A 21,128-nucleotide genomic window follows, 5' to 3' on the forward strand; every position below is an offset into this window, starting at 1 on the left:
ATCCGGCCGGACGGGTGGCCGCCCGGCCGGACCGTTCCGGGCCGGACCGTCCCCGGACAGACGCGGACGGGCACGCCCGCATGGCGCGCGACGGCCCGCCACCGGGCGGGTGGCGGGCCGTCGCGCGCGGTCGGCCGGTTACAGCGTCTTGCCGGTCGCGGGACCCACCAGCAGCCCCTCGCCGAAGCGGTCGACGCGCACCGTGTCGCCGTCCTTGATCTCGCCGGACAGGATCTCCTTGGCGAGGCGGTCGCCGATGGCGGTCTGCACCAGGCGGCGCAGCGGCCGGGCCCCGTAGGCCGGGTCCATGCCCTCGTCGGCGAGCCACGCCAGGGCCTCGGGGGTGACGTCCAGGGTCAGGCGCCGCTCCGAGAGCCGCTTGGCGAGGCGCTCGATGGCGAGCTTCGCGATCCGGCTCAGCTCCTCCTTGGTGAGCGCGGAGAAGACCACCAGGTCGTCGAGGCGGTTGAGGAACTCCGGCTTGAAGGAGGTGCGGACCACCTCCAGGACCTGCTCCTTCTTCTCCGCCTCGCTCGTCACGGGGTCGACCAGGAACTGGCTGCCCAGGTTCGAGGTCAGCACCAGGATGGCGTTGCGGAAGTCGACCGTGCGCCCCTGGCCGTCGGTGAGGCGGCCGTCGTCGAGCACCTGGAGGAGGATGTCGAAGACCTCCGGGTGGGCCTTCTCCACCTCGTCGAGCAGGACGACGCTGTAGGGGCGGCGGCGGACCGCCTCCGTGAGCTGGCCGCCCTCCTCGTAGCCGACGTATCCGGGCGGGGCGCCGACCAGCCGGGCCACGCTGTGCTTCTCGCTGTACTCCGACATGTCGATGCGGACCATCGCCCGCTCGTCGTCGAAGAGGAAGTCGGCGAGCGCCTTGGCCAGTTCCGTCTTGCCGACACCGGTCGGGCCGAGGAAGAGGAACGAGCCGGTGGGCCGGTCCGGGTCGGCGATGCCGGCGCGGCTGCGGCGTACGGCGTCGGAGACGGCCCGCACGGCCTCGGTCTGCCCGATCAGCCGCCTGCCGATCTCGTCCTCCATGCGCAGCAGCTTCTGCGTCTCGCCCTCCAGCAGGCGGCCGGCCGGGATGCCGGTCCAGGAGGCGACCACGTCGGCGATGTCGTCGGGGCCGACCTCCTCCTTGACCATGGTGTCCTTGGCGGCCTCCTCCTCGGCGCGCGAGGCGGCCTCCAGTTCCTTCTCCAGCTCCGGGATCTCGGCGTACAGCAGCTTGGAGGCGGTGTCGAAGTCGCCGTCGCGCTGGGCGCGCTCGGCCTGGCCGCGCAGGTCGTCCAGCTTCTCCTTCAGCTCGCCGACCCGGTTGAGGGACTGCTTCTCCTTCTCCCAGCGTGCGGTCAGGCCGCGCAGTTCCTCCTCCTTGTCGGCGAGGTCGCGGCGCAGCTTCTCCAGCCGGTCGCGCGAGGCGGCGTCGGTCTCCTTGTCGAGCGCCAGCTCCTCCATGCGCAGCCGGTCGACGACGCGCTGGAGTTCGTCGATCTCCACGGGCGAGGAGTCGATCTCCATACGGAGCCGGGAGGCGGCCTCGTCGACGAGGTCGATGGCCTTGTCGGGCAGGAAGCGGGAGGTGATGTAGCGGTCGGACAGGGTCGCGGCGGCCACCAGCGCGGAGTCGTTGATCTGCACCTTGTGGTGGGCCTCGTAGCGGCCCTTGAGTCCGCGCAGGATCGCGATGGAGTCCTCGACGCTGGGCTCGGCGACCAGCACCTGCTGGAAGCGCCGCTCCAGGGCCGGGTCCTTCTCGATCCGCTCGCGGTACTCGTCGAGCGTCGTCGCGCCGACCATGCGCAGCTCACCGCGGGCCAGCATCGGCTTGAGCATGTTGCCGGCGTCCATGGCGGAGTCGCCGCCGGCGCCCGCGCCGACGACGGTGTGCAGCTCGTCGATGAAGGTGATGATCTGACCGTCGGAGTCCTTGATCTCGGCCAGGACGGTCTTCAGCCGCTCCTCGAACTCGCCGCGGTACTTGGCGCCCGCGACCATCGCCCCGAGGTCGAGGGCGACCAGCCGCTTTTCTTTCAGGGACTCGGGCACGTCGCCCTTGACGATCCGCTGGGCGAGCCCTTCCACGACGGCTGTCTTGCCGACGCCGGGCTCACCGATGAGGACCGGGTTGTTCTTCGTGCGCCGCGACAGCACCTGCACGACGCGGCGGATCTCCTGGTCCCGGCCGATGACCGGGTCCAGCTTGCCCTCACGCGCCGCAGCGGTGAAGTCGGTGCCGAACTTCTCCAGGGCCTTGTACTGGCCCTCGGGGTCGGGTGTGGTCACCCGGCGCCCTCCCCTCGCCTTCTGGAACGCCTCTTGCAGCTTCTTCGCGTTCGCGCCCTGACCGGTGAGCACTTCGCCGACCGCGCCGCCCTTCGCGGCGATGCCGATCAGCAGGTGCTCGGTGGAAAGGTAGTCGTCGCCCAACTCCCGCGCCCGGTTCTGCGCGTCCGCGATCACGGCCAGCAGCTCGCGGTTGGGCTGCGGCGGCGCGACGGTGGACCCGGTCACGCTGGGCAGCGACGCGAGGACCCGTTCGGCGCCCGCGCGCAGGGACGCCTGGTCGGCGTCGACGGCCGACAACAGGTCGACGATGTTCTCGTTGTCCTGACCCTCCAGCAGCGCGAGCAGCAGGTGGGCGGGGGTCAGGTCCGGGTGTCCCCCGGACACGGCCCGGTTGCCGGCCGCCTGAATGGCGTCCCGGCTCCTGTTGGTCAGCTCGGCGTCCACGGTCGCTTCTCTCCTCCTCGGCGTCAGCGGTCTGCCACGTCTCCCAGTACTGACTCAAACAACGTGCACAAAGTTGAGTCTATTCCACTCAAGGCGCTCGCCGCATACATTCTTGCCATGGCCACCACTACGTACACCCTCGATCCGGGGGCTCCCGACGTGCCGTACCTCACCTTCTGGCGGGAACGGCACGTGTGCACCCTGACCACTCTGCGCCCCGACGGCACGCCGCACGTCGTGCCGGTCGGCGTGACGTACGACCCCGAGGCGCGGCTGGCGCGGGTGATCACGAGCAGCACGAGCGCCAAGGCGAGGAACGTGCTGGCGGCCGGGGAGGACGGCACCCCGGTGGCCGTGTGCCAGGTGGACGGCCGGCGGTGGGCCACACTGGAGGGACGCGCCCGCGTCCGCACGGAACCGGAGCGGATCGCCGAGGCGGAACGCCGCTACACCGAGCGCTACCAGCGCGCCCCGCGGCACAACCCGCTGCGCGTGGTGATCGAGATCGAGCTGACCCGGGCGCTGGGCCGCGGCTGAGCGCGAGCGCGGCCAGCGGCCTTTTCCAGCCAGAGCAGAAAAACGGCGGCATCCGTGGAAATCCCCATAAAACTGCAGCGGCGTCACCGTGTTCAGGTCACGGTGACGCCGCTGCGGGGGGAAGCACCTGAGCGATCTGTTACGACGGGGGAATCGCGTCAGGCACTGCGGGGGGTGGCTGAGATGGTCCTGATGCCGGCGGGCTCCGGCGCCACCTGCCGGTGGTCCCGCTGGTCCAGGTTCACGAAGATCATTCCGTATCGGATGGCACACCGTACGGGCTGCGGCGCCCCCCGAGGACGCCGCAGGCACCGGAAGGCCCGTACGTCACCGTCCTCGTCCCGCGTCACGACGACCGGCTCTCCGAAGACGGTCACCATCAGCGAGTCACCACTGTGGGGGATGGCGGTGATCAGGTCGATGAAGTGCCAGCCGGAGCGGTAGGCGGTGGCCATTTCACGGCGGAAGGAGCGGTCGTCGGGTGGTGTGGTCACATCAACTCCCGGCTCCATCTGTCGCAGCGGCGCCATTGCCCGAGGTGGTGGAGTTCACGGCCACCGACGGCCAGGTGCTGTTCGCCTGAACATCACTCTTCGCACCGTGGATGCCACTCAGCGCGCCGAGGGCCACAACGGCGGAGAAGGCGGCGACAAGCACCGAGCGAAGCAGTCTGTTACCCATAATCGGCTTCGTCCTCACTTGAAGGTCCCCTTTTCCCCCGTCACGTACGACGATGGCTCATTCGGGCACGTCATGGCCACACAATCGGTGCATCATGTTCCTGCATGTTCAGGACCCTGGGGGGTGGAGATTTGACTACGAATCACATAAATCCGACACATCCCCATGCGATGAGCGAGCTGTGCGGGGACGGCAGCCGCCTCTACGCGGCAGCCCTCCGTGCGGGACGTATCGCCCGCACGGAGATAGAACCGGCACCCTGTCTGATCGAGTTCGCCCTGCTCCATCCCGATCCGGACGACCCGGACTGGCTGCGCCCCGTGCCCCCGGCGCTCGCCCTCGCCCAGCGGCTCAACCCCATCGAGCGGGAGATCACCGAACGCCGCCGGGCGGCCGGCGACCTCGCAGACGTCTTTGAGCCGTTCATGGCCCTGAGCGCCCAGGCCACCTCCGGCGGCGACTCGATCACCGTCCTGGAGGGCGGCGAGCGGATCAACACCGCGCTCAACCTCGCCACGGCCCAGTGCCGTACCGAGATGCTCACCGTCCAGCCCAGCGATCGCGTCTCCGAGGCCAGCGTACTGCGCGGCCTGGAACGCGACCGCCCCCTGATCGAGCGCGGCGTCAGGATCCGCACCCTCTACCAGCACACCGCACGCTACAGTCAGGAGAAGCTCGCCTACGCCGCCCGGCTCGCCGACGGCAAGGTGGAGTACCGCTCCATCGACGAACTGGTGGAGCGCCTCATCGTCTGCGACGAGACGGTCGCCTTCATCCCCACCAGGGACGACCAGCAGGTCGCGCTGGAACTGCGCCACCCCGGCCTGGTCCGCTACCTGATCAAGGTCTTCGAGTTCATGTGGAGCCGCGCCGTCCCGCTGAGCGCCGGAACACCCTACGAGACCGCGCCCGACGGCATCACCGAGATCCAGCACTCCATCGCCAAACTCCTCGTCGAGGGCCACGTCGACGAGGCCATCGCCCGCCGCCTCGGCATGAACGTCCGCACCTGCCGCGCCCACATCGCCAAGCTGGCCACCGCCCTGGGCAGCGGCAGCCGCGCCCAACTCGGCTTCCTCATCGCCCAGTCCGGGATCCTCAAGCAGGAGCCCTGAACCACAGTCGGACGCGCGGTCGCCTCAGCGGACGGTCGGGGACCCCCGGCCCGGCGCCGCGGGAACGCCGACCGCGCCCGCGCCGACCGCGCGCGGCGGCCCGTCCAGCCCCGCCTGGGCGATCCGCACCCCCAACTGCGTGCGGCTGGCCGCGCCCAGCGTCTCCGACAGGCGGGCGATGTGGGCCCGGCAGGTGCGTACGCTGATGCCCAGCCGCTCGGCGATCACCGCGTCCTGGTGGCCCTCCGCCAGCAGCGCCGCGATCGACTGCTCACGGTGGGAGATGCCCTCGATGCCGGTGTCCGGCAGCGGCGCGGTGAGCGGGATCGCCAGCCGCCACTGCCGCTCGAAGACCGTCACCAGGTACTCCACGAGCGCCGGGTGGCGCAGCTCGAGCGCCATCGTGTGGTCGGCGCTGGCGGGGATGAAGGCCACCGTGCGGTCGAAGAGGATCAGCCGGTCGATCACCTCGTCCAGCGTGCGCGCCTCGGCCGCGTCGCCCATCAGCTCCATGTAGTTGAGCAGGCCCTGCCCGTGCCGGGCCACATGCGTGTACAGGTCGCGCATCCGCACCCCGCGGGCGCGCAGCGCCAGCGCCCTGGGCAGCCCCTCCGACAGCTCGTGCTCCCGGCGGATCCCGCCGGGCTGCACGGTCAGCACCTCCCGCGTGCACACCTGGGTCGCCTCGTCCATCGCCGCCTGGATGCGCGACAGCCCGTCCAGGACCCGGATCGCACTGCCCTCGGCGCCCGCGGCGGGCACCCGTACCTGACGGCCGAGGCCCGCGTACCGCTCGAAGGCGGCCACCGCCGAGCCCACCCGCCGGTGGCTCTCGCTGACCTCGTCGTACATCCCGCGCAGCAGCCGCGTCATGACCTCCTGCGGCGCCGTCGGCACCAGGAAGTCCATGTCGTCGGGGTCCGGGTGCAGCAGCGCCAGCTCAAGCAGGCAGGGCACCGGATCGGCGTCGCCGCGCGGCACCCGGCCGCGCCGTACGGCCCGGGAGTACACGCGGTCCCCCGCCTCGCACAGTCGGTCGGCGCCGTGAGGATGCTCCTGCGCCCCGTGCCCGGCCATGGCCCATCACACCCCCGGTTTCCGCGTGGTTCCGCAGCGCAACTATGCGCGGCCCGGACCGGCTGTGCAACACGGCTTCCAACGGCACGACCCCCGGAAAACACCGTTCACGCCCGGTATGTACGGGCCTCGACCGCGGAGCCCGCACCAGGGCCTGCGGCACCGTGCGACCGCGGAGCGACCCGTACGGGGGACCCCCGTACCACCGTTGCCTGCGCGGCTACTTGAGGCCGATCGCCGCGCAGTCCGCGCTGTACTTGGCCGTGCAGATGTCGGACGCCTTGTAGATGCCGTCGGCGATGACGGTCTCCTTGATGTTGCTCCTGGTCAGCGCGACGACGGAGACCATCTGCGACGGAATGTTCCTGGTGGTCGGGCTGTCGACCCGGTCCCGGGTCAGCGAGTCGAACTGGATGTCCTTGCCCTGGACCTTGGCGACGGCCATCTCGGCGGCGTTCTCGGCCTCCGTCGGGTAGGACTTGTACACGCTCATGTACTGCTCGCCGCTCACGATCCGCTGCACCCCGGCGAGTTCGGCGTCCTGCCCGGTGACCGGCGGCAGCTTCGTCACGCCCGCGTCCTTGAGCGCCGCGATGACACCGCCCGCCATGCCGTCGTTGGCCGCGTAGACGCCGGCGACGTCGCTCTTGCCGATCGACTCGATCGCCTTGGCCATGTCGGCCTGGGCGATCTCCGCCTTCCAGTCCTTGACGTCGTAGGACTTGGCGATCGTCACCTTGCCGTTCAGCTGGGCGACGGCGCCCGCCTTGAACTGCTTGGCGTTCGGGTCGGTGGGCGAGCCGTTCATCATGACGACCTTGGCGGAGCTGGACGCCTGCGAACCCATCGCCTCCAGCAGGGAACGGCCCTGCACCTCGCCGACCAGGTCGTTGTCGAAGGAGATGTACGCGTCGATGGGGCCCTCGGCGAGCCGGTCGTAGGCGATGACCGGGATGCCCGCGCCCTTGGCCTTCTTCACCTGCCCGGCGATGCCGTGCGCGTCGACGGCGTCGAGCACGATGACGTCGACCTTGTCGTCGATCATCTTCTGCATCTGGCTCATCTGCCGGCTCGCACTCGCCCCGGCGTTCGCGTACTCGACCTTGCCCTGCTTCCGGGTCAGTTCGGCGACCTTGTTCTTCAGGGCGGGCGCGTCGAAGCGGTCGTAGCGCGTGTTCGCCGTCTCGGGCAGCAGCAGACCCACCGTCAGGTCGTTGCCCTTGGTCGGGCTCGCCTTGCTGCTGCTCCCCGACCCCCCGAGCGCCCCGCAGGCGGCCAGCGGGAAGGTCAGCGTGGACGCGGCCACGGCCATGGCGATACGACGCATCGAGGTGCTCACTTCTGGTGCCTTCCGGACGCGGGCGCAGCATTGTGGCCCAGGTGGCTCAAAAGCCAACGCGTCGGCGCCCATCGGCGTCAAGCGGAACCACTTAACGAGATGACAACACCACGCTCCGCTTTCTGTGTGGAGGCTTTGCGGAAGCTCGCGGAACCCCTTGCGACACCCTTTACGGACCCTCCACCCGGTGCGGAGCGCACGGTGGTCCAGGATCGGCCCATCGAAGGGCCATCGAAGGGCAAAGGTCTCCGGGTAGCGGGCGAGGACTGAGCGGGCAGAGCCGAACCTGCCCTTCCGCCCGCTGTGGCGAAACGGTGACGAACGGCGCCGCAGTCCAGGTGAAGGCCAATCCCGAGAACCCCGCCACGAGCACCCCCGCCCCCTCCGCCTCCCCGGCCAAGACCCCCTCCGGCTCCGGCTCGTCCTCCGCCGAGCCCACCGCGACCGCCTCCACCACGGCCCCGGCCGGTGCCCCCGGCGGCGGCACGGGCAGTGGCGCCGGCACCACCCTCACGACCGCTGCCGGCGGCGGCTCGCTCGCCCACACCGGCGCCTCCTCCACAGGGCTCTACAGCGCCCTCGCCGGCGTCCTCGTCGCGCTCGGCGGCGCCGCCGCCTGGATCGGCTCCCGCCGCCGCGCGGCCCGCGTCCGACCTGCGGCGAACAGCGACAGGGGCCCGGATCTCTCCGGGCCCCTGTCGGCCGTGCGCGGGCGGCCCGCCGTGCGAACGGCGGGCCGGTGCGGGTCAGTGCGTGTCAGCCGTGTCCGTGCGCATCAGTCCGAGGACTGCTGCCGCTTGGGCCGCCACACCACCAGCGCACTGGTCTGCTGCACCTCCTGGTACGGGACGAGATCCCGGCGGTAGGAGGCGTGGACGGCGGCCTCGCGCTGGCGCATCGTGGCCGCGGCGCCCTCCAGGGCCGCCTGGAGTTCGGCGACCCGGGACTGCAACGCCGCGACCTGGTTCTCCAGTTCGATGATCCGCTTGATGCCGGCCAGGTTGATGCCCTCGTCCTGCGACAACTGCTGCACCTGGCGGAGCAGTTCGATGTCGCGGGCCGAGTAGCGCCGGCCCCGGCCCGCGGTGCGGTCCGGGGACACCAGGCCCAGCCGGTCGTACTGGCGGAGGGTCTGCGGGTGCAGTCCGGACAGCTGCGCCGCCACGGAGATGACGTACACCGGGGTGTCTTCCGTCAGTTCGTACGGGTTGCGTCGGCGGCCGTCCATCTCCCTCATGCTCCCTTCGCGGCCTCGAACAGCTCCGCCCGCGGGTCCTCGCCCGCGGTCGCCTCGCGATACGCCTCCAGCGCGTCACGAGCCTTCCCCGCCACGCCCTTGGGAACACTCACCTCGACGGTGACCAGCAGGTCCCCGCGGGTGCCGTCCTTGCGGACCGCGCCCTTGCCGCGGGCGCGCATCGTCCGGCCGTTGGGCGTGCCCGGCGGCAGCTTCAGCGTCACCGGCGGCCCGCCGAGCGTGGGCACGCGGACCTCGCCGCCGAGGGCGGCCTCGTCGAACGTGACCGGCACGGTGAGCGTGAGGTTGTCGCCCTTGCGTCCGAAGACCGGGTGGTCCCCGACGTGGACCACCACGTACAGGTCGCCCGCCGGGCCGCCGCGCTCGCCCGGAGTGCCCTTGCCGCGCAGCCGGATCCGCTGCCCGTCCGACACCCCGGCGGGGATGCGGACCTGCATCGTCCGGGACGACTTGGCACGCCCGGAGCCCGCGCAGACCTCGCACGGGTTCTCCGCGATCAGACCGCGGCCCTTGCAGTCCGGGCACGGGTCGGTCAGCGAGAAACCGCCGCCGGAGCCGCGCGCCACCTGCCCGGTGCCGACGCAGGTCGGGCACACCCGCGGCGTGCCGTTCTTGTCGCCGGTGCCGGAACAGGCCTTGCACGGCGCCTGCGACGACATCCGCAGCGGGACCGTGGCGCCCTCGATGGCCTCCGTGAAGCTCAGCGTGACCTCGGACTCGATGTCCTGGCCGCGCCTCGGCTGGGCCCGCGTGCCGGTCCCGGCGCCGCCCCGGTTGAACAGACCCCCGAAGACGTCACCGATCCCGCCGCCGAAGCCGCCCGACGCGCCGCCCCCCGGGGCGCCCCCGCCGAAGAGGTCGCCCAGGTCGAAGTTGAAGGAGCCGCCGCCCGCCCCGGGACCGGGACGGAAGCCGCCGTTGCCGAAGAGGGCGCGGGCGTCGTCGTACTCCTTGCGCTTCTTGGGGTCGCCGAGGACGTCGTTCGCCTCGGAGATCTCCTTGAAGCGCTCCTCGGCCTTGACGTTGCCCTTGTTGGCGTCCGGGTGGTACTCGCGGGCGAGCTTGCGGTACGCCTTCTTGATCTCGGCTTCGGTGGCGTCCTTGGGGACGCCGAGGACCTTGTAGAAGTCCTTCTCGATGAAGTCCTTGGTGCTCATCCCCGACGTCCCTCCTCTCGTACGTCGATGCCTATTACGTCAGCCCTCCTCCGGGCCACCGCTGTCCTTGTCGTCGGTCTGCTCGGCGGCCTTGTCCTTGCCGGACTCGTCCGCCGCCTTGACCGTCTGCGCGCCCGGCTGCGGCTCGGCCACCGCCACCCGCGCGGGGCGGATGGTGCGCTCGCCGATCCGGTACCCGGGCTGCAGGATCGCCACGCAGGTCGTCTCGGTGACGTCCGGCGCGTAGCTGTGCATCAGGGCTTCGTGGATCGTCGGGTCGAAGGGCTCGCCCTCCTTGCCGAACTGCTGCAGTCCCATCTTGGCCGCCACGGTCTCCATCGACTCGGCGACGGACTTGAAACCGCCCACCAGTTCGCCGTGTTCCCGTGCCCGCCCGATGTCGTCGAGTACGGGAAGCAGCTCGGTCAGGAGGTTCGCGATGGCGATCTCCTTGACCGCGACGCGGTCCCGTTCGACCCGGCGCCGGTAGTTCTGGTACTCGGCCTGCAGCCGCTGGAGGTCCGCGGTGCGCTCACCGAGCGCGGTGCGTACCTGGTCCAGCTGGGCCGTCAGACCGGCCGACTGAGCGGCGTCCCCGGCCGGGGCCGCCCCCTCCTCCTTGGCGGAGGAGGCGGCCTTCGGCTCGGCGTCGTCGGAGGTGGCGCCGGAGGGGACGTCGGGCTGCTGCTCGTCGAAGCCCGGGGTCTCCTCCGTCACGCGGCACCGTCCTTGCGCTCGTCGTCGACGATCTCGGCGTCCACCACGTCGTCGTCGGCCTTCGCCTGGGAGGCACCGGCCTCACCGGCACCGCCCGCGGCCTGGGCGCCCTGGGCGTCGGCGTACATCGCCTGGCCGAGCTTCTGGGAGACGGCGGCGACCTTCTCCGTGGCGGTGCGGATCTCGGTGGTGTCCTCGCCCTTGAGCTTCTCCTTCAGCTCGGCGACGGCCTCCTCGACCTCGGTCTTGACCTCGCCGGGCACCTTGTCCTCGTTGTCCTTGAGGAACTTCTCCGTCTGGTAGACGAGCTGCTCGCCCTGGTTGCGGGTCTCGGCGGCCTCGCGGCGGGCGTGGTCCTCCTCCGCGTACTTCTCGGCCTCCTGGCGCATGCGGTCGACCTCGTCCTTCGGCAGCGAGGAGCCACCGGTGACGGTCATCTTCTGCTCCTTGCCCGTGCCCAGGTCCTTCGCGGTCACGTGCATGATGCCGTTGGCGTCGATGTCGAAGGCGACCTCGATCTGCGGGACGCCGCGCGGCGCCGGCGGCAGACCGGTCAGCTCGAACATGCCGAGCTTCTTGTTGTACGCGGCGATCTCACGCTCGCCCTGGTAGACCTGGATCTGCACCGACGGCTGGTTGTCCTCGGCCGTGGTGAAGATCTCCGAGCGCTTGGTCGGGATGGTCGTGTTGCGCTCGATCAGCTTGGTCATGATGCCGCCCTTGGTCTCGATACCGAGGGACAGCGGGGTGACGTCGAGCAGCAGGACGTCCTTGACCTCGCCCTTGAGGACACCGGCCTGGAGAGCGGCGCCGATGGCGACGACCTCGTCCGGGTTCACGCCCTTGTTGGCCTCGTTGCCGCCGGTCAGCTCCTTGACCAGCTCGGCGACGGCGGGCATACGGGTGGAGCCGCCGACCAGGACGACGTGGTCGATCTCCTTGATCGAGATGCCGGCGTCCTTGATGACGTTGTGGAACGGCGTCTTGCAGCGCTCCAGCAGGTCCGCGGTCAGCTGCTGGAACTGGGCGCGGGTGAGCTTCTCGTCCAGGTGCAGCGGGCCCTCGGCGGACGCGGTGATGTAGGGCAGGTTGATCGAGGTCTCGGTGGACGAGGACAGCTCGATCTTGGCCTTCTCCGCCGCCTCGCGCAGGCGCTGGAGGGCCATCTTGTCCTTGGCCAGGTCCACACCGTGACCGGACTGGAACTGCTTGACCAGGTAGTCGACGACACGCTGGTCCCAGTCGTCACCACCGAGGTGGTTGTCGCCGTTGGTGGCCTTCACCTCGACGACGCCGTCGCCGATCTCGAGCAGCGAGACGTCGAAGGTGCCGCCACCGAGGTCGAAGACGAGGATGGTCTGGTCGTCCTTGTCGAGGCCGTACGCCAGGGCGGCGGCGGTCGGCTCGTTGACGATGCGCAGGACGTTCAGACCGGCGATCTCACCGGCCTCCTTGGTGGCCTGGCGCTCGGCGTCGTTGAAGTACGCCGGGACGGTGATGACCGCGTCGGTCACCTTCTCGCCCAGGTAGGCCTCGGCGTCCCGCTTCAGCTTCTGCAGCACGAAGGCGCTGATCTGCTGCGGGTTGAAGTCCTTGCCGTCCAGGTTGATCTTCCAGTCGGTGCCCATGTGGCGCTTGACCGACCGGATGGTCCTGTCGACGTTGGTGACTGCCTGACGCTTGGCCACCTCGCCGACCAGCACCTCACCGTTCTTGGCGAAGGCGACGACGGACGGCGTGGTCCTGGCACCCTCGGCGTTGGTGATGACGGTGGGCTCGCCGCCCTCCAGAACGCTGACGACGGAGTTAGTCGTGCCCAGGTCGATGCCGACCGCACGTGCCATGGTGAATTCCTCCAGCTGACTTGAGTGCAACGGACTCAAGTGTGCACGACGGCCGCGTCCGGGTCAACAGACCTGAGCCGATGAGACTCAACTCTTATCCATCCCTTACACGCAATGCCTCTCTGACCTGCGACGACGCGCTCTGCTGCGGCGGAGGAAGCGGATATCCGAGTGACGGGCGAGGGGTCCCCGGGGGGCCGTACCGCCCCCGGGAGCCGGTGGGACGCACGTCGACGGGGTCCCGGAAGCCCCCGTAGTCCCCGTATCCACCGGATCCCCCGTAGTCCCCGTAGCCCCGGGGGCTGCGCACGCCGGCCGGGAGGTCGGCCGCCGCCGTCCGCGGGCCGCGGAGACCGGCCGCCGAGGTGCGAAGGCCATCGTCAAAGGAAGCGGAGGCCGAGGGCATCGAGGACACCGAGGACCGGGACCCCCGCGCGCCGGACGCGGCAGAGGCAGGGGGGCCGCCTGCGGAGCCCGGCGTCCGCAGCCCTCGCGCACCACCGCCCAGGGCCCTCAGGGCGCTCAGGGCCGCACCCGCGCCCGTACCCTTCCCGCTCCCGCGCACACTCCGGCGCACCCGCCCTCTCCCGCGGCCGACCCCGATTCCGCTTCCTCTTCCGTTTCCTGTTCGGTTTCCACCAGTGCCGCTGTTGCCGCCGTTTCCACCGAGTCCGCCGTTTCCGCCTCCACTCCCGCTGCCGCCTGCTCCTGCCCGCGTCCGGTCGGCGTAGACGCCGGTGGACGAGGTCGACGGGGCCCGGAGGCCGGTACCGGTTCGGGTGCCGGTACGGATTCCGGTACGGGTTCCGGCACGGGTGCCGGTGACGTACTGGCCGGTGTGCCGGCGCGGGCCGTACACCCGTACGCGCAGCAGTCCGAGGACGGCCGGCAGGAGCACCCCGGCCGTCCACAGTGCGCTCACCGGCGCGAGCCAGCCCGTGTGCACCAGGACGCCGACGAGGACCGTGCCGAAGGTGACGGTGCCGAGCAGCACGGTCGCGCCCGGCGGGGTGAGGCCGAGCCTGCGCAGCCGGTGGCCGAGGTGGTCGGGGCCCCGGCGTACCACCGGCCTGCCCGCCAGCCGCCGGGAGAGGACGACGAGCACCGCGTCGGCGGTCGCCGTGGCGGTGAGCGCGAACAGCACGGCCGCGGTGGACCCCGCGCCGTACCCCGTCCGGACGAGCACGGCCGACGCGGCGAGGACGAAGCCCGTGAACAGGGAGCCGCACGCGCCGAACGCGATCCGCGCGGGATGCCAGTTGTGCATGAGGAAGCCGGTGAGGGCGGCGGCGAGCAGGCTCAGCAGTACCGCGAGGTCGTCCATCACCTCGGCCGCCGCGCACACACCCACGCCGAAGGCGACGAGCACCCCCACCGTGCCGGCCAGGCCGTCGACGTGGTCGAGCCCCCGGAAGGCGGCGGCAGCGCAGGCGATCCAGACCACCGCGGCGATCCCCGCGGGCACCCCGGTCTCGTCGTACGGCACCACGAAAGCCGCCGCGATCGCCGACCCCACCAGCAGCAGCCACGTCTTGAGCCGCCAGACGTCCGCGACCAGCCCGAGGACCGCGACCCCCGCGCCGGCCGCCAGCAGCCTGCCCACGCCGTCGCTCAGCGGAGCGGCACCCGTCCAGCCGCCCGCCGCGGCGACCAGGCAGGTGCTGCCGACCACGGCGGCACCGCCCAGCAGCGGCACCGGCCGCACCCGCCGCCGGTCGACCAGCCCGAGCCGCAGCGCGGGCACCCGGAGCAGGGCCGAGAGCAAGGCGGCGAGGAACAGGGCGGCGGTGGCGGTGGCGATCCCGTAGAGCACGGTTCTTAAATTAGGGGCATATCGGGCGATCGGGTGTGAATAACACGATCAGAACAGCATCGGATCCCCGAGCGCCACCGCATCGGGCCGTCGCCCGGCCCGCCGGAAAGGCCTCCGAGGGGACCGCGGCCGAGTCTCCGAGGGGTCCACGGCCGGGTCTCCGAGGGGACCACGGCCGGGCCTCCGACCACCTCTCAAGCACCCCTCAGGCAACCCTCAGCGACCCAGATCACCTCACGCCCGGCTACATTGCGAAGGAGGATGAGGGTAGTCTCAGACGGACTGCATAAGTTACCGCTTAGTAATTTCGAGGCCGCCTCACAGGAGCCCCAATGCAACTCGCCGCGATCATCGTGTCGCTGGTCCTGATCGTGGTCGGCGTGGCACTGTTCGGCCGCGCCGTCTGGCAGATCTACAACTACATGCGGCTCGGGCAGTCCGTGCCCGCCGGGACCCGGACCAACGATCCCACACAGCGCACCGTCACCGTGGTCAAGGAGTTCCTCGGCCACACCCGGATGAACCGCTGGGGCATCGTCGGCGTGGCGCACTGGTTCGTGGCGGTGGGCTTCTTCTCCCTGCTGCTGACGATCGTCAACGCGATCGGCCAGCTCTTCAAGGCCGACTGGATCCTGCCGGTCATCGGCGACTGGGCGCCGTACAACGTCTTCGTCGAGTTCCTCGGCACGATGACGACGCTCGGCATCCTGGTCCTGATCGTCATCCGCCAGCTGAGCAAGCCGGACAAGCCGGGCCGCAAGTCGCGCTTCGCGGGCTCCAACTTCGGCCAGGCGTACTTCGTCGAGGCCGTCATCCTCATCGTCGGCGTCTGCATCTTCATGCTGCACGCCCTGGAGGGCGCCCAGCACCACGTGGACGGCTACGAGGCCTCGTTCTTCGTCTCTTACCCGGTGGTCTCCTGGCTGCGCGGCATGGACGTCTCCGCGCTCCAGAACCTCACCTACTTCTTCGCCGGCCTGAAGATCGCGACCTCCTTCATCTGGATGATCACGGTCGCGCTCAAGACCGACATGGGCGTGGCCTGGCACCGGTTCCTGGCGTTCCCCAACATCTGGTTCAAGCGCGAGGCCGACGGCTCCACGGCGCTGGGCGCGCTCCAGCCGATGACCTCGGGCGGCAAGACGATCGACTTCACCGACCCCGGTGACGACGACGTCTTCGGCGTCTCCCAGGTCGAGCACTTCTCCTGGAAGGGCCTGCTGGACTTCTCCACCTGCACCGAATGCGGCCGCTGCCAGTCGCAGTGCCCGGCCTGGAACACCGGCAAGCCGCTCTCCCCCAAGCTGCTGATCATGTCGCTGCGCGACCACGCGCACGCCAAGGCCCCCTACCTGCTGGCCGGCGGCGGCAAGAGCATGGAGGGCGAGGAGAAGGCGTCGCAGGAGGCCCTCGCCTCGGTGCCCGCCGCCGCGCTCGCCGAGGCCGAGCGGCCGCTGATCGGCACGGTGGAGGAGAACGGCGTCATCGACCCGGACGTCCTGTGGTCCTGCACCACCTGCGGCGCCTGCGTCGAACAGTGCCCGGTGGACATCGAGCACGTCGACCACATCGTCGACATGCGCCGCTACCAGGTGATGATCGAGTCCGCGTTCCCCTCCGAGGCGGGCACGATGCTCAAGAACCTGGAGAAGAAGGGCAACCCGTGGGGCCTGGCCAAGAAGCAGCGCCTGGAGTGGACCAAGGAGGTCGACTTCGAGGTCCCGGTCGTCGGCAAGGACATCGAGGACCTCACCGAGGTCGAGTACCTGTACTGGGTCGGCTGCGCCGGCGCGCTGGAGGACCGCGCGAAGAAGACGACGAAGGCCTTCGCCGAGCTCCTGCACATCGCGGGCGTCAAGTTCGCGATCATGGGCGGCGACGAGAAGTGCACCGGTGACTCGGCACGCCGCCTCGGCAACGAGCCGCTGTTCCAGGAACTGGGCATGGAGAACGTCATGTCCCTCAACGCCGCCTTCGGCGAGGAGATGGACGACGACGGCAAGGTCCTGCCGGAGTCCGCGAAGCCGAAGTCGGCGAAGAAGATCGTCGCCACCTGCCCGCACTGCCTCAACACCCTGGGCAACGAGTACCCGCAGCTCGGCGGCGACTACGAGGTCATCCACCACACCCAGCTGCTCCAGCACCTGGTCGACGAGGGCAAGCTCGTCCCCGTCACCCCGGTCGAGGGCGTCATCACCTACCACGACCCCTGCTACCTGGGCCGCCACAACAAGATCTACACGCCCCCGCGCGAGATCATCGGCAAGGTCCCGGGGCTGAGGAACGAGGAGATGCACCGCCACAAGGAACGCGGCTTCTGCTGCGGTGCCGGCGGCGCCCGGATGTGGATGGAGGAGCGGATCGGCAAGCGCATCAACAACGAGCGCGTCGACGAGGCCCTCTCCCTGAACCCGGACATCGTCTCCACGGCCTGCCCGTTCTGCCTGGTCATGCTCACCGACTCGGTCAACGGCAAGAAGGCCGCAGCTGAAAGCGGCTCCGCCGCGGGCGTCAAGCCCAAGGAGTCCATCCAGGTCGTCGACGTGGCCCAGCTGCTGCTGGAATCCGTCAGGACGCCGGTCGACGAACCCCCGGCGGGCGGGCCGGAGAGCGAGAGCGCGCCGGAGCCGGAGCCGGTGAAGTAACGCCCCGGCGGACGCGTCGACACCGCGCCGCCCGACAGCGACGCCCCCATGTCCGTACGTACGGACATGGGGGCGTCGTCGTGTCATCGCGTCCGGGCCGAACCACGGCGGGTCCGGCCGAATCCCGGCGAGTGCGGCCGAGTCTCGGCGAGTCGGGGCCGGCTGCTGTCTACTCGCTCTTGGGCGCGGCCTGCTGCACGACCTCGAAGGACCACAGGGTGGAGCCGGTGGCCGCGGGCTTCGGCTGCTGCTCGCCGCCCTGGCCCCCGCCCTCACCGCCGGTGCCCTGGTGGGCGGACTTCATCGGCCCCTCCATCCAGGCCTGGAACGACGCCTCGTCCCGCCACCGGGTGTAGACGAGGTACGTGTCGGTCCCCTCGACGGGACGCAGCAGCTCGAACCACTCGAACCCGTCGGAGTTCTCGACGGCGTGCGCCCGCGAGGCGAACCGCTTCTCCAGCGTCTCCCGCTGCTCGGCGGGCACGGTCAGTACGTTGATCTTGACTACGCTCATGGTTCCATCCTGCCCCTGGGGCACCGGAACCGCCCGGAGCACCCCCCGGGGCACCCCTGGAACGCTCCCGGCACGCCTCCGCATCGGGGGCCTGCGGGCCACCCCGAGGGGCGTCCGGTGCCTCCCCTAGGGGATGTCACAGCTCGGCCGCAAAGCCGGGCCGGGCGCCCGGGCCCCGCACGCCACCCAGCGGGACCGGGTACGTTCGACGACGTGGCTGGATTCAGGATCGGACGCGGCGGCCGGGACAACCGTGCCCCGCAAGCGCGCCCCCAACAACCCCCGCACGGGCAGCAGACGCCGCCGCGGGCACCGTCGTACGGTTACCCGTCGGCGCCGCAGCCGTACCCGCAGCAGCAACCACAGCACGGCCGGCCGCCGCACGGCCGCCCCCAGCCCGGCCGGCCGCAGTACGGCGGCGGCGCGGGCGGCGGGGCGGGAGGGGCCCAGCCCCAGTGGCCCCAGGCGGCCGGCGGGTACGGCGGGCACGGCGAGCCCGAGTACTTCGGTGACGGCGCCCCCCACGGCGGCCCCGACCCCTACGCGGCCGACAACCCGGGCCACACCCAGGCCTTCGCGATCGGCGAGGACCCGTACTCGCAGGGCGAGACCTACCGCGCGGGCTCGGCCCCGGTCGGCCCCATCGGCCCCCGCCTGCACTGGAAGGAGCTGCTGCGCGGCATCGTCGCCGCGCCCAACCAGACGTTCCTCCAGATGCGCGACTACACGATGTGGGGCCCCGCCCTCGTCGTGACGTTCCTCTACGGCCTGCTGGCGGTCTTCGGCTTCGACGGCGCCCGTAAGGACGCGATCAACGCCACCCTCTCCAACGCGATCCCGATCGTGCTGATCACGGCCGTGGCCATGGTGATCAGTGCCTTCGTCCTGGGCGTGGTCACCCACTCCCTGGCCCGCCAGCTCGGCGGCGACGGCGCCTGGCAGCCCACGGTCGGCCTGTCCATGCTGATCATGTCCCTCACGGACGCGCCCCGCCTGATCTTCGCCATGTTCCTGGGCGGCGACGCCGGGTTCGTGCAGATCCTCGGCTGGGCCACCTGGGTCGCCGGGGGCACCCTGCTGACCCTCATGGTCAGCCGCTCCCACGACCTGCCCTGGCCGAAGGCCCTGGGCGCGTCGGCGATCCAGCTGATCGCCCTGCTGTCGATCGTGAAGCTGGGCACGTTCTAGCCCGCCCGGGGCAGCGCACGGAGGGAAGAGGACAGGAAAGCACCGAGGAGGGGCCCGGCGGACGGGCGGTTTCCAGGGGTTGTTGCAACACGTGGTCGTGTTGATCAGGCCGCGAGCAGTTCATGCAGGCGCTCGGCTGGGGTTTGCCAGCCGAGCGTTTTGCGTGGTCGGCGGTTGAGCTGGTCGGCGACGGCGGCCAGGCGCTCGGGGGTGTGGACGGACAGGTCGGTGCCCTTGGGGAAGTACTGCCGCAGCAGCCCGTTCGTGTTCTCGTTGGAGCCGCGCTGCCAGGGGCTGGCGGGGTCGCAGAAGCAGACCGGGATGTCGGTGGCGAGGGTGAACTCGCCGTGCCGGGCCATCTCGCTGCCCTGGTCCCAGGTCAGGGACGGCATCAGGGGGTTTATCGACCCTGTGCAGGAGGGACCGTCACGTCAGAGCGCCTCCGTGTTCTCCTTCGGCGCCTCGCCCAACCTATGTACTGGAGGCAAGACACTCCAGGGGAAGTTGATCCAGTCGTCGGTGCGCTTCCAGACGTACTCGCACTTCACGAGCGAGTGGGACTTCTCATAGACGACCGCGCTGCGCACCTCCGCCACGGTGTCCAGGCAGAAGTCGCGCACCAGCTTCAGCGTCTTGCCGGTGTCGGCCACGTCGTCGGTGATCAGGACCTTCTTGTCGGAGAAGTCGATCACGTTGGGCACGGGCGCGAGCATGACGGGCATCTCGAGCGTGGTGCCGACGCCGGTGTAGAACTCGACGTTCACGAGGTGGATGTTCTTGCAGTCGAGGGCGTAGGCGAGTCCGCCGGCGACGAAGACGCCGCCGCGCGCGATGCTCAGCACTATGTCCGGCTCGAACCCGTCGTCGGCGATGGTCTGCGCGAGTTCGCGGACGGCCGTGCCGAACAGTTCGTAGGTGAGGTTCTCTCGTACGTCACTCATGTGGTGGTGCCCCTCGGATCAGACCTGGGTCCGGTGGAAGTTCATGTAGGAGCGGGAGGCCGTGGGCCCGCGCTGCCCCTGGTAACGGGACCCGTAGCGCTCACTGCCGTACGGGGCCTCGGCGGGCGAGCTGAGCTTGAACAGGCACAGCTGCCCGATCTTCATCCCGGGCCACAGCTTGATCGGCAAGGTGGCGAGGTTCGACAGCTCAAGCGTCACATGTCCGGAGAACCCGGGATCGATGAACCCGGCAGTGGAGTGAGTGACGAGCCCGAGCCGCCCCAGCGAACTCTTCCCTTCCAGCCGCGAGGCGAGATCATCGGGCAGGCTGATGACCTCGTACGTACTGGCGAGGACGAATTCCCCGGGATGCAGGATGAACGGCTCCTCGCCGTCCGGTTCCACGAGCCGGGTGAGGTCCGGCTGCTCGACCGAGGGGTCGATGTGGGGGTAGCGGTGGTTCTCGAACACCCGGAAGTAGCGGTCGAGCCGCACGTCGATGCTCGACGGCTGCACCATGGAGGATTCGAAGGGGTCGATCCGCACCCGGCCGGCGTCGATCTCGGCCCGGATGTCCTTGTCTGAGAGAAGCACGCCCCGAGGATACGCAAGGCGCGCGGAGCCCCCACAATCAGGACGGACCCCACGCGCCTGTGCCGCTCTGCGGCCCTACCGCTTCTCCAGCACCACCGGCACCGCACTGCGGAGCCGGGCGCACCGGGGACACCGTACGAGCCGACCGGGGCCGAGCCGCTCGGCCTGCTGCATCGGGAACGAAGCGGTGCTGAACACGTGCCCTTCGGCACAACGGACGACGGTGCGCTCCATCAAGCCCTCAAGTCCCTTCCCCAGAACCCCGCCTGGCCTTCTGCCGCCTGGCGACAAAAGCCACACTACGGGATCAAAGAGACGACCCTCCAGGCGGCACTCCGGCCCCGCCGAGACCCTCCCCGAGGTCTCCACCGTACGCCCAACTCCGTTCCCCCACGCCCCTCCTCCCCCACCCCGGGAACGCCCCTGGCCTCCGGGGCTTGAGCACCGGGGGCCAGGGATGGGGTACAGTGAGCGAGCGCTGGACACCGACTTCGGTCGGGGTCTTACGCGGGTGTAGTTTAATGGTAGAACATCAGCTTCCCAAGCTGAGAGCGCGAGTTCGATTCTCGTCACCCGCTCCACGAAGAAGGCCCAGGTCACAGACCCGGGCCTTTTTGCTGCGCGTCGTGATCAGTGGTCCCGGGCCAGATTCGGGCCAGAAGGCTCGTCGCCCGCCCTCATTTCAAGAAACAGGTGGCCTCCCACGTAGGCGGCGAAGCGCTGAAAGCGCTGAGCGAGTGCGAAGTCCCCGTGGAGAACCGCCTCTTGGGCCACATCCTCCAAGGCGTCCACCAGGGGCCTGCCCTTGCCGTACGTCCCACCGAGGCCGCCCATGATGTGCAGCACCGCGTCGACGCGCTCCCGGACGCGCACCCCCTCGGTGAGGTCGCGTGCAGTCTGGACCATCTTCCAGAGCGTGAATCCGGATCGAAATGTCGTCACGTCGGCGCCCTGGGAGCGCGGACGGCGTCG

The 21,128-nt window shown here is 70.2% G+C and carries 16 protein-coding genes, 1 tRNA gene and 2 pseudogenes; 5 read left to right on the forward strand and 14 right to left on the reverse strand.

Translation table 11 applies throughout. From position 1 onward, the window contains the following. Positions 1-138: 138 nt before the first annotated feature. Positions 139-2,736 (reverse strand): ATP-dependent chaperone ClpB, encoded by a 2,598-nt coding sequence (gene clpB, locus AB0G56_RS21000; RefSeq protein ID WP_360971350.1) that lies wholly within the window; start codon positions 2,734-2,736, stop codon positions 139-141. Between the two features lie 117 nt (positions 2,737-2,853). On the opposite strand from clpB, the gene AB0G56_RS21005 reads away from it, so the two are divergent. Then, entirely contained in the window at positions 2,854-3,273 is a 420-nt protein-coding gene (locus AB0G56_RS21005; RefSeq protein ID WP_360971353.1) for a TIGR03618 family F420-dependent PPOX class oxidoreductase, read from the forward strand. 158 nt (positions 3,274-3,431) lie between these two features. On the opposite strand, the gene AB0G56_RS21010 is transcribed toward AB0G56_RS21005, so the two are convergent. Continuing rightward, positions 3,432-3,767, reverse strand: a complete 336-nt coding sequence (locus AB0G56_RS21010) for a hypothetical protein (RefSeq protein WP_360971356.1) — start codon at positions 3,765-3,767, stop codon at positions 3,432-3,434. A 357-nt stretch (positions 3,768-4,124) separates the two neighbouring features. Here AB0G56_RS21010 and AB0G56_RS21015 point away from each other — a divergent pair, with 357 nt between their 5' ends. Then, on the forward strand, positions 4,125-5,069 hold the full coding sequence (locus tag AB0G56_RS21015) for a helix-turn-helix transcriptional regulator (protein ID WP_360971359.1): 945 nt from the start codon (positions 4,125-4,127) through the stop codon (positions 5,067-5,069). A gap of 24 nt (positions 5,070-5,093) precedes the next feature. On the opposite strand, the gene AB0G56_RS21020 is transcribed toward AB0G56_RS21015, so the two are convergent. From AB0G56_RS21020 to AB0G56_RS21050, 7 genes and pseudogenes are all read right to left on the reverse strand, one after another. Then, the gene (locus tag AB0G56_RS21020) at positions 5,094-6,146 is read right to left on the reverse strand and encodes a LuxR C-terminal-related transcriptional regulator (protein ID WP_360971362.1); all 1,053 of its coding nucleotides are present in this window, start codon (positions 6,144-6,146) and stop codon (positions 5,094-5,096) included. A gap of 220 nt (positions 6,147-6,366) precedes the next feature. Beyond that, on the reverse strand, positions 6,367-7,473 hold the full coding sequence (locus AB0G56_RS21025) for a substrate-binding domain-containing protein (RefSeq protein WP_360971448.1): 1,107 nt from the start codon (positions 7,471-7,473) through the stop codon (positions 6,367-6,369). Between the two features lie 787 nt (positions 7,474-8,260). Continuing rightward, a complete protein-coding gene (locus tag AB0G56_RS21030) occupies positions 8,261-8,713 on the reverse strand; it encodes a helix-turn-helix domain-containing protein (protein WP_360971451.1) in 453 nt (150 codons plus the stop codon). A 5-nt stretch (positions 8,714-8,718) separates the two neighbouring features. After that, complete coding sequence (gene dnaJ, locus AB0G56_RS21035; protein WP_360971365.1) at positions 8,719-9,900, reverse strand: molecular chaperone DnaJ; 1,182 nt, start codon at positions 9,898-9,900, stop codon at positions 8,719-8,721. Positions 9,901-9,939: 39 nt separating this feature from the next. Continuing rightward, on the reverse strand, positions 9,940-10,617 hold the full coding sequence (gene grpE, locus AB0G56_RS21040; protein WP_360971368.1) for a nucleotide exchange factor GrpE: 678 nt from the start codon (positions 10,615-10,617) through the stop codon (positions 9,940-9,942). Beyond that, on the reverse strand, positions 10,614-12,461 hold the full coding sequence (gene dnaK / locus AB0G56_RS21045) for a molecular chaperone DnaK (protein ID WP_360971371.1): 1,848 nt from the start codon (positions 12,459-12,461) through the stop codon (positions 10,614-10,616). Before dnaK ends, grpE begins: the two co-directional genes overlap by 4 nt. 847 nt (positions 12,462-13,308) lie before the next feature. After that, positions 13,309-14,274 (reverse strand): annotated as a pseudogene (locus AB0G56_RS21050) (MraY family glycosyltransferase); the annotation flags it as partial. 332 nt (positions 14,275-14,606) lie between these two features. Between AB0G56_RS21050 and AB0G56_RS21055 the strand changes: the two are divergent. Then, positions 14,607-16,919, forward strand: a complete 2,313-nt coding sequence (locus tag AB0G56_RS21055; protein ID WP_360971374.1) for a (Fe-S)-binding protein — start codon at positions 14,607-14,609, stop codon at positions 16,917-16,919. A 169-nt stretch (positions 16,920-17,088) separates the two neighbouring features. Here AB0G56_RS21055 and AB0G56_RS21060 read toward each other — a convergent pair whose 3' ends face one another. Then, positions 17,089-17,433, reverse strand: a complete 345-nt coding sequence (locus tag AB0G56_RS21060; RefSeq protein ID WP_360971377.1) for an antibiotic biosynthesis monooxygenase — start codon at positions 17,431-17,433, stop codon at positions 17,089-17,091. A gap of 213 nt (positions 17,434-17,646) precedes the next feature. On the opposite strand from AB0G56_RS21060, the gene AB0G56_RS21065 reads away from it, so the two are divergent. Further along, positions 17,647-18,621, forward strand: coding sequence for a Yip1 family protein (locus AB0G56_RS21065; protein WP_360971380.1), 975 nt, complete (start codon positions 17,647-17,649; stop codon positions 18,619-18,621). Positions 18,622-18,725: 104 nt separating this feature from the next. Here AB0G56_RS21065 and AB0G56_RS21070 read toward each other — a convergent pair. The 3 genes and pseudogenes from AB0G56_RS21070 to dcd all read right to left on the reverse strand — a co-directional run. Next, a pseudogene (locus AB0G56_RS21070) lies at positions 18,726-19,007 on the reverse strand (IS30 family transposase); the annotation flags it as partial. A 45-nt stretch (positions 19,008-19,052) separates the two neighbouring features. After that, positions 19,053-19,562: a phosphoribosyltransferase gene (locus AB0G56_RS21075; RefSeq protein WP_360971382.1), complete on the reverse strand. Its 510-nt coding sequence runs from the start codon at positions 19,560-19,562 to the stop codon at positions 19,053-19,055. An 18-nt stretch (positions 19,563-19,580) separates the two neighbouring features. Next, a complete protein-coding gene (gene dcd / locus AB0G56_RS21080; protein ID WP_360971385.1) occupies positions 19,581-20,156 on the reverse strand; it encodes a dCTP deaminase in 576 nt (191 codons plus the stop codon). A gap of 507 nt (positions 20,157-20,663) precedes the next feature. On the opposite strand from dcd, the gene AB0G56_RS21085 reads away from it, so the two are divergent. Further along, positions 20,664-20,737, forward strand: a tRNA-Gly gene (locus AB0G56_RS21085). 49 nt (positions 20,738-20,786) lie between these two features. On the opposite strand, the gene AB0G56_RS21090 is transcribed toward AB0G56_RS21085, so the two are convergent. Next, positions 20,787-21,062: a hypothetical protein gene (locus AB0G56_RS21090; RefSeq protein WP_360971388.1), complete on the reverse strand. Its 276-nt coding sequence runs from the start codon at positions 21,060-21,062 to the stop codon at positions 20,787-20,789. Positions 21,063-21,128 lie beyond the last annotated feature (66 nt).

It is taken from the genome of Streptomyces sp. NPDC021356, assembly GCF_040641015.1.
Classification (GTDB): Bacteria; Actinomycetota; Actinomycetes; order Streptomycetales; family Streptomycetaceae; genus Streptomyces.